The sequence below is a fragment of the Aeromonas sp. QDB30 genome, assembly GCF_027707645.1.
In the GTDB taxonomy this organism is placed as follows: Bacteria; Pseudomonadota; Gammaproteobacteria; order Enterobacterales; family Aeromonadaceae; genus Aeromonas; species Aeromonas caviae.
On sequence record NZ_JAPCIY010000022.1, the window covers coordinates 48115 to 56279 of the forward strand.

At 61.7% G+C, this 8165-nt stretch carries 7 protein-coding genes and 1 pseudogene; 7 read left to right on the plus strand and 1 reads right to left on the minus strand.

The window, feature by feature from the left end; all coding sequences use genetic code 11:
- Window positions 1–13: 13 nt before the first annotated feature.
- From PG896_RS09235 to deoD, 7 genes are all read left to right on the plus strand, one after another.
- A complete protein-coding gene (locus PG896_RS09235) occupies window positions 14–802 on the plus strand; it encodes a TatD family hydrolase (RefSeq protein ID WP_052816277.1) in 789 nt (262 codons plus the stop codon).
- 213 nt (window positions 803–1015) lie between these two features.
- Window positions 1016–2290, plus strand: coding sequence for a NupC/NupG family nucleoside CNT transporter (locus PG896_RS09240; protein WP_010673026.1), 1275 nt, complete (start codon window positions 1016–1018; stop codon window positions 2288–2290).
- A gap of 123 nt (window positions 2291–2413) precedes the next feature.
- A complete protein-coding gene (locus PG896_RS09245; RefSeq protein ID WP_010673027.1) occupies window positions 2414–2584 on the plus strand; it encodes a XapX domain-containing protein in 171 nt (56 codons plus the stop codon).
- 387 nt (window positions 2585–2971) lie between these two features.
- Complete coding sequence (gene deoC / locus PG896_RS09250) at window positions 2972–3745, plus strand: deoxyribose-phosphate aldolase (protein ID WP_039039946.1); 774 nt, start codon at window positions 2972–2974, stop codon at window positions 3743–3745.
- 82 nt (window positions 3746–3827) lie between these two features.
- Entirely contained in the window at window positions 3828–5159 is a 1332-nt protein-coding gene (gene deoA / locus PG896_RS09255; RefSeq protein WP_043153005.1) for a thymidine phosphorylase, read from the plus strand.
- A 14-nt stretch (window positions 5160–5173) separates the two neighbouring features.
- The gene (locus PG896_RS09260) at window positions 5174–6382 is read left to right on the plus strand and encodes a phosphopentomutase (protein ID WP_010673030.1); all 1209 of its coding nucleotides are present in this window, start codon (window positions 5174–5176) and stop codon (window positions 6380–6382) included.
- A gap of 133 nt (window positions 6383–6515) precedes the next feature.
- Window positions 6516–7232, plus strand: coding sequence for a purine-nucleoside phosphorylase (deoD, locus tag PG896_RS09265; RefSeq protein WP_005341325.1), 717 nt, complete (start codon window positions 6516–6518; stop codon window positions 7230–7232).
- A gap of 64 nt (window positions 7233–7296) precedes the next feature.
- Here deoD and PG896_RS09270 read toward each other — a convergent pair.
- Window positions 7297–8088 (minus strand): annotated as a pseudogene (locus PG896_RS09270) (diguanylate cyclase domain-containing protein); the annotation flags it as partial.
- Window positions 8089–8165: the final 77 nt, after the last annotated feature.

Genomic DNA, 8165 nt, shown 5'->3' on the forward strand with positions numbered 1-8165 from the left:
AGGTAAGCGCGACATGGAATTGATAGACACCCACTGCCACCTCGATTTTCCGGTCTTTGACGCCGATCGGGAGGCGCTGCTGACCCGGTGGCGCCAGCTGGGGGTGGGCGAGTATATCATCCCCGCCGTGGGAGAGGAAAACTGGGGGCGGGTGATGGCGCTGGCCGAGCGCCACGACGACATCCGTTATGGCCTGGGGATCCATCCCTGGTATGTGGGCAAGCAGCCCCGGGATGTACTGACCCGGCTGGAGACCCTGCTGGCGAGTCGGCCCCGTGGGCTGGTGGCCGTGGGGGAGTGCGGGCTGGATCTGCGCTCCCATGTGCCGCAGGAGGGGCAGGTCGAGATGTTCGAGGCGCAGGTGCGGCTGGCCATGGCGCATGCGCTGCCCCTCATCGTCCACTCGGTGCGTGCCAACGACACGGTCGCCAAGATCCTGCGGCGCTTCACTCCGCCACAAGGGGGCGTCATTCACGCCTTCAGCGGCTCCCTGCATCAGGCGGAGGTGTTCTGGCAACTGGGTTTCAGGCTGGGGATCGGGGGGGTCATCAGCTATGAGCGGGCCAACAAGACCCGGGAGGCGATACGCCAGATGCCGCTGGAGGCCTTGCTGCTGGAAACCGACGCTCCCGACATGCCGCTGCAAGGCCAGCAGGGGGAGGTGAACACGCCGGCCAGCCTGCCGACCATAGCCCGCTTGTTGGCACAATTGCGGCAGCAACCGCTGGAGGATGTTATTTCGGTGTTACATGACTCCACCCGGCGGCTGTTCCCCCCGGGAAATCATGAAATTAACATTTGATTATCAAATGATGACCGAGTGATAAAAAACAGGGCCCATAAAAATCGTTTGCGGTCTAATTAAACGATGTTCAGGCCGTTTGTGGCTTATAAAATGTGACCAGTATTCTATTTTGTCGCACCGTAATTAGTATAATGCGCACCCTTGATTAGCGGCTTCAATACACAAATCGTTAACAAGCTGGCAGGTGCTACTAAAGAGGAAGTGTTAATAATGAATCTGATAATGGGTCTGGTAGGGATGGCGACGCTCATCCTTATTGCGGTGCTGTTCTCCAGCAACCGCAAGGCAATCAAAATTCGTACCGTAGGTGGCGCCTTTGCCATCCAGGCCGGTCTGGGGGCCTTCGTGCTCTACGTGCCGGTCGGTCGTGACATCCTGGTGGGCGTGTCCGACGCCGTCTCCAGCGTCATCGGTTATGGCCAGAACGGCATCGAATTCCTGTTCGGTGGTCTGGTTGGCAACAAGATGTTCGAAGTGTTCGGTGGCGGTGGCTTCGTCTTCGCCTTCCGCGTCCTGCCCGTCATCATCTTCTTCTCTTCCCTGATCGCGGTACTCTACTACCTCGGCATCATGCAGTGGGTGATCAAGCTGCTGGGCGGCGGTCTGCAGAAGGTGCTGGGCACCTCTCGTACCGAATCCCTCTCCGCCACTGCCAACATCTTCGTCGGTCAGACCGAAGCCCCACTGGTGGTACGTCCCTTCATCTCCAAGATGACCGACTCCGAGCTGTTTGCCGTCATGTGTGGTGGTCTGGCTTCCGTTGCCGGCTCCGTGCTGGCCGGTTACGCCTCCATGGGTGTCAAGATGGAATACCTGATCGCCGCCTCCTTCATGGCTGCCCCGGGTGGTCTGCTGTTCGCCAAGCTGCTGGTACCGGAAACCGAGACCCCGAGCTACGACGAGAACACCGCAGAAGGTGAGCTGGACGACAAGCCGGCCAACGTGATCGACGCTGCCGCCGCCGGTGCCTCCGCCGGTCTGCAACTGGCCCTGAACGTGGGTGCCATGCTGCTGGCCTTCATCGGCCTCATCGCCATGATCAACGGCATCTTCTCCGGTGTGGGCGGCTGGTTCGGTTACCCGCAACTCTCCCTGGAGCTGCTGCTGGGCTGGCTGTTCTCCCCGCTGGCCTTCCTGATCGGCGTGCCCTGGAGCGAAGCGGTCGTGGCCGGTTCCTTCATCGGTCAGAAGCTGGTGGTCAACGAGTTCGTGGCTTACCTGAACTTTGCCCCCTACCTGAAGGATGAAGTGCTGATCAACGGTGTGGCCATGTCCGAGCACACCAAGGCGATCATCTCCTTCGCCCTGTGCGGCTTCGCCAACCTGTCCTCCGTCGCCATCCTGCTGGGTGGTCTGGGCTCCATGGCACCGAACCGTCGCGGCACCATCGCCAAGTTCGGTCTGAAGGCCGTGCTGGCAGGTTCCCTGTCCAACCTGATGTCTGCGACCATCGCAGGCTTCTTCCTGGCGCTGTCCGGCATGTAACATCGCCTGACTGACAGGATAAAGACGAACGCCACAGCGATTTGCTGTGGCGTTCTCGTTTGGGGTGGTGACAACCGTTTTCCTGTCAAGACTAATAATAAAGTGAGTCAAATCGGAGGTTCTATGAATGAAGTGCTACTGGCTATGGCGGCCGGCTTTATCGTTGGGGTGTTGTTTTCTTTCCTCAAGTTGCCGATACCGGCGCCGCCCGTCCTCTCCGGCGTCATGGGGATCGTGGGGGTCTATCTGGGGGGCATTGCCTACTCCTGGATCCTGACCCGCTTCTTCTCTTAAGCGCCTTCCAGCGCTGGATTTGCCGGGTGTGAGGTACCTCTGAAATTGGCAAATCCGGCTTGCAAACACGGGGTATCTCGGCTGAAATAGGCGATGCCAGCAGGGTGCTGGCATTGACTAATGCCCGGTGAATCCGGGTGTTGGCGGTCAAATGGAATTGATTGGGAAGTCGGGTCTGCGTAGTCGGCCTTTCTCAAGTCTTCATGGAACCAAGTCCGCACTTTTGTAAGAAAGTGACAGGGCTCTTGCCTTATTTGCAGCCGTATTGCCTGTGCATTTGCGCTGCAATTCCATATCCCGTTGCTCCGGGAACGTCTCTGCCGACCCTTGGTGTTCGGTGAAGCCGATCGCGGGTGATGGGGCTTAACAAGACTTTGGAGACATAGCATGACTGATCTGAAAGTGGCCGCCCAACGTGCCCTGAACCTGATGGACCTGACCACCCTGAACGATGACGACACCGATCAGAAGGTGATCGACCTGTGCCACAAGGCCAAGTCTCCGGCCGGCCTGACCGCCGCCGTCTGCATCTACCCCCGTTTCATCCCCATCGCACGCAAGACCCTGCGTGACATCGGCGCCGCCGACGTGCGCATCGCGACCGTGACCAACTTCCCCCACGGCAACGACGACATCGAGATCGCCGTGGCCGAGACCCGCGCCGCCGTGGCCTACGGTGCCGACGAGGTGGACGTGGTCTTCCCGTACCGCGCCTTCATGGCCGGCAATGAACAGGTCGGCTTCGATCTGGTCAAAGCATGTAAGGAAGCCTGCGGCGCCAAGGTACTGCTGAAAGTGATCATCGAGACCGGCGAGTTGAAGGAAGAGGCGCTGATCCGTCGCGCCTCCGAGATCTCCATCGACGCCGGTGCCGATTTCATCAAGACCTCCACCGGCAAGGTGCCGGTCAATGCGACCCCGGAAGCTGCCCGCATCATGATGGAAGTGATCAAGGCCAAGAACCCGAAAGTGGGCTTCAAGCCGGCCGGTGGCGTGAAAGACGCCGCCGTGGCGGGTCAGTACCTGGCCATGGCCGAAGAGATCCTGGGCAAGGACTGGGTATCCGCCCGCACCTTCCGCTTCGGCGCCTCCAGCCTGCTGGCCAGCCTGCTGGCGACCCTGGGGCATGGCGACAAGCCTGCTAATACCAGCGGTTACTAAGCGGTGGCAGGGGGCGGTGCGCCGCCCCCTTCCGGATCTGGTTCGGTCTGTGTTCGTGCGTGATGCACGGAGGGAATGAAAGATGTTTTTGCCTCAAGAAATTATTCGCAAGAAGCGCAACGGTGAAGCGCTCAGTACCCAAGAGATTCAATTCTTCGTCCAAGGCATAACCAACAACACCATCGGTGAGGGGCAGATCGCGGCCCTGGCGATGGCGGTCTACTTCAAGGACATGACCATGGATGAGCGGGTTGCCCTGACCTGCGCCATGCGCGACTCCGGCATGGTATTGACCTGGGATCACCTCAACCTGGGCGGCCCCATCGTCGACAAGCACTCCACCGGCGGTGTGGGTGACGTCGTGTCCCTGATGCTGGGCCCCATGGTCGCTGCGTGCGGCGGTTTCGTGCCCATGATCTCCGGCCGTGGTCTCGGCCACACCGGCGGTACCCTGGACAAGCTGGATGCCATCCCCGGCTACCAGACCTCGGTCGACAACGACCGCTTCCTGAAAGTGGTGAAAGAGGCGGGTGTCGCCATCATCGGCCAGACCGGCGATCTCGCCCCGGCCGACAAGCGTATCTATGCGGTACGGGATATCACCGCCACCGTCGAGTCCATTGCCATGATCACCGGCTCCATCCTCTCCAAGAAGCTTGCCTCCGGGCTCGAAGCGCTGGTGATGGACGTGAAGGTGGGCTCCGGCGCCTTCATGCCGACCTTTGAAGCCTCCGAGGAACTGGCCAAGAGCATCGTCGCCGTGGCCAACGGGGCCGGCTGCCGCACCTCTGCACTCCTGACCGACATGAACCAGGTGCTGGCCTCCAGCGCCGGCAACGCCGTGGAAGTGCGCGAAGCGGTGCGCTACCTGACCGGTGAGTATCGCAACCCGCGCATCCACGAAGTGACCATGGCCCTGTGCGCCGAGATGCTGATCTCCGCCGGTCTTGCCAGCGATGACGGCGATGCCCGCACCAAGCTGCAGGCGGTGCTGGACAATGGCAAGGCAGCCGAGATCTTCGGGCGCATGGTGACCGGCCTCGGTGGTCCCGCCGACTTCATGGAGCGCTACGACGCCTACCTGCCCAAAGCCGCCATCGTGCGCCCCGTCTACGCGGCCCACAGCGGATTCGTCACCGCCATGGACACCCGTGAACTGGGCCTGGCGGTGGTCGCCATGGGCGGTGGTCGCCGCGCCGCCGCCGACAAACTCGATTATGCGGTCGGTCTGACCGACTTTATCCGCCTGGGTCAGAGCGTCGATGCTGACAAGCCGCTCGCCCTGATCCACGCTCAGACAGAAGCTCAATTTGCCGAGGCTGCCCGCATGGTGCAGGCTGCCGTGAAGATCGGCGACACCCGACCAGAGGCGCTGCCCGAGGTTTACCGTCGCATCGGTCTGGCTGATTTGTAACAAGGGGAAGTCCCATGAAACGTACCTTTATTCTGATGATGGACTCTTTCGGTATTGGTGCTGCCGCCGATGCCGACAAGTTCGGCGACGTGGGTGCCAATACCCTTGGCCATATCGCCAAGGCGTGCGCCGCCGGTGAGATCGAGGGCCGTGGCGCTCTCAACCTGCCAAACCTCAGCAAGCTGGGTCTGGGCCACGCGGGCGAACTCGCCAGCGGCACCTTCCCGGCCGGACTGAACAAGGACATCGAAGTGGTCGGCGCCTACGGCTTTGCCCAGGAGCTCTCCTCCGGCAAGGACACCCCGTCCGGTCACTGGGAGATTGCCGGCGTGCCCGTCTTGTTCGAGTGGGGTTACTTCCATGACCACCACAACAGCTTCCCGCAGGAGCTGCTGGATGCCATCGTCGAGAAGGCCGGTCTGCCCGGGTATCTGGGCAACTGCCACGCCTCCGGTACTCAGGTGCTGGACGATCTGGGCGAAGAGCACATGCGCACCGGCAAGCCGATCCTCTACACCTCTGCCGACTCCGTGTTCCAGATCGCCTGCCACGAAGAGACCTATGGCCTCGAGAAGCTCTATGAGCTGTGCCACATCGTGCGCGAGCTGCTGGAGCCCTACAACATCGGCCGCGTCATCGCGCGTCCGTTCGTGGGCAGCGGCAAGGGCAACTTCAAGCGCACCGGCAACCGCCACGACTACTCCGTGCTGCCGCCGGCGCCGACCGTGCTGGACTACATGAAGGAGGCGGGTGGCCAGGTGGTCTCCATCGGCAAGATCGCCGACATCTATGCCCAGCAGGGCATCACCAAGCAGGTGAAGGGGACCGGTCTGACCGAGCTGTGGGACAGGACTCTGGAAGAGGTCAAAGCGGCCGGTGATCAGACCATCGTCTTCACCAACTTCGTCGACTTCGACTCCTCCTACGGTCACCGTCGCGACGTGAAGGGCTACGCCGATGCGCTGGAGTACTTCGACTCCCGCCTGCCGGAGCTGTTCGACCTGCTGCAGGATGGCGACGTGGTGGTGCTGACCGCCGACCACGGCTGTGACCCGACCTGGAGCGGTACCGACCACACCCGCGAATACATTCCGGTACTGTTCTACGGCAAGCCGGTCAAGGCGGGCTCCGTCGGTCGTCGCGAGACCTTCGCCGACATCGGCCAGAGCATCGCGGCCTACCACGGCCTGCCCAAGCTGCAATACGGTACCAGCTTCCTGTGATGGTGACCCCGGGCCGGTTCGCCTGCCCGGGGTGCCACAGGGCCCCGGTTTCCTGTAATGTACCGCCGCCGCGCAGGCAGCGGACAATCCATAAAGACAATAAAACTCAACCTAGTGTGAAGGAATAAAGAGAATGGCAACTCCTCATATCAATGCGAAAGATGGCGCCTTTGCTGATACCGTGCTGATGCCGGGCGACCCCCTGCGTGCCAAGTACATCGCCGAAACCTTCCTGGAGAACGTCGAGCAGGTGTGCGACGTGCGCAACATGTTCGGTTTCACCGGCACCTACAAGGGTCGTCGCATCTCCGTCATGGGTCACGGCATGGGCATCCCGTCCTGCTCCATCTACGCAAAAGAGCTGATCACCGACTACGGCGTGAAGACCCTGATCCGCGTGGGCTCCTGCGGTGCCGTGCGTGAAGACGTGAAACTGCGTGACGTGGTGATCGGCATGGGTGCCTGCACCGACTCCAAAGTGAACCGTCTGCGCTTCAAGGACCACGACTTCGCCGCCATCGCCGACTTCGACCTGGTGGCCAATGCCGTTCAGGCCGCCAAGAACAAGGGCGTGGCCGTGCGCGTGGGCAACATCTTCTCCGCCGATCTGTTCTACACTCCGGACCCCTCCATGTTCGACGTCATGGAAAAATACGGCATCCTGGGTGTCGAGATGGAAGCCGCCGGTATCTATGGCGTGGCCGCCGAGTACGGTGCCAAGGCGCTGACCATCTGCACCGTCTCCGACCATATCCGTACTGGTGAGCAGACCACCTCCGAAGAGCGTCAGCTGACCTTCAACGACATGATCGAAATCGCGCTGGACTCCGTCCTGCTGGGTGACAACTGATCCCCCTCGCGCATAAAAAAACGGCGGCCCTCGGGCCGCCGTTTTGCATTTTTGCGAAGCACGGTCAGAGATCGAGGGCGAAGCGCCCCTTGCCCGACTGCTTGGCCCGGTACATGGCGGCATCGGCCCGGTGCAGCAGATCGTCGATGTGACAATACTGGCCCGAGTGGCAGAGGGCGCCTCCTATGCTGCCGGCAAGGGGCAGCCGGTGACCGGCCACGTCCCCAGGAACCGCCATGGCCGCCAGCAGCCGCTCGCACAGGGCGGGCAGCTCCAGTTCCGGCTGGCGCAGGGCGGGCAGTATGATGGTGAACTCGTCGCCGGCCAGGCGCGCCACCATGTCCCCCGGGCGCACCTCGGCACTCAGCACCTGGGCGAAGCGTTGCAACAGGGCATCGCCGACGTGGTGTCCCAGCCTGTCGTTGATCCCCTTGAAGCCGTCGAGATCGAGGAACAGCAGGCCCAGGGGTTCGGCATTCTGGCGCACCCGCTCCAGCTCCCGGGAGAGGCGCAGGGTGAAGGCGCGCCGGTTGGGCAGGCCGGTGAGGGGGTCGTGAGCCGCCTCGTGTTCCAGCTGGCTTTGCAGCGCCTTGAACTCGGTGATGTCGCTGCCGAGGATGTAGACCCCGGGCTCGTCGCCCCGGCTCGGGATCATGGTGATCCTGAGGTCGCGTCGGCCTATGGGGAGATCGAAACGGTGCTCGAAACTCACCTGCTCACCGGCGAGGGCCTTTGCCACATAGGCCATGGCCCTGCCGTGGGCCTCCTCGCCGATGACGTCCCGCACGCTCATTTCCCGCATCTGTTCGGTATCGAGCCCGAAGTAGCGGCAATAGGCCTGGTTGGCGAACAGGTAATACCAATCAGATTAAAGATGTGATCTAATTGCTCTATTCTGGTTTCACTGTACTCAGTATGTCCGATCCAATCGAT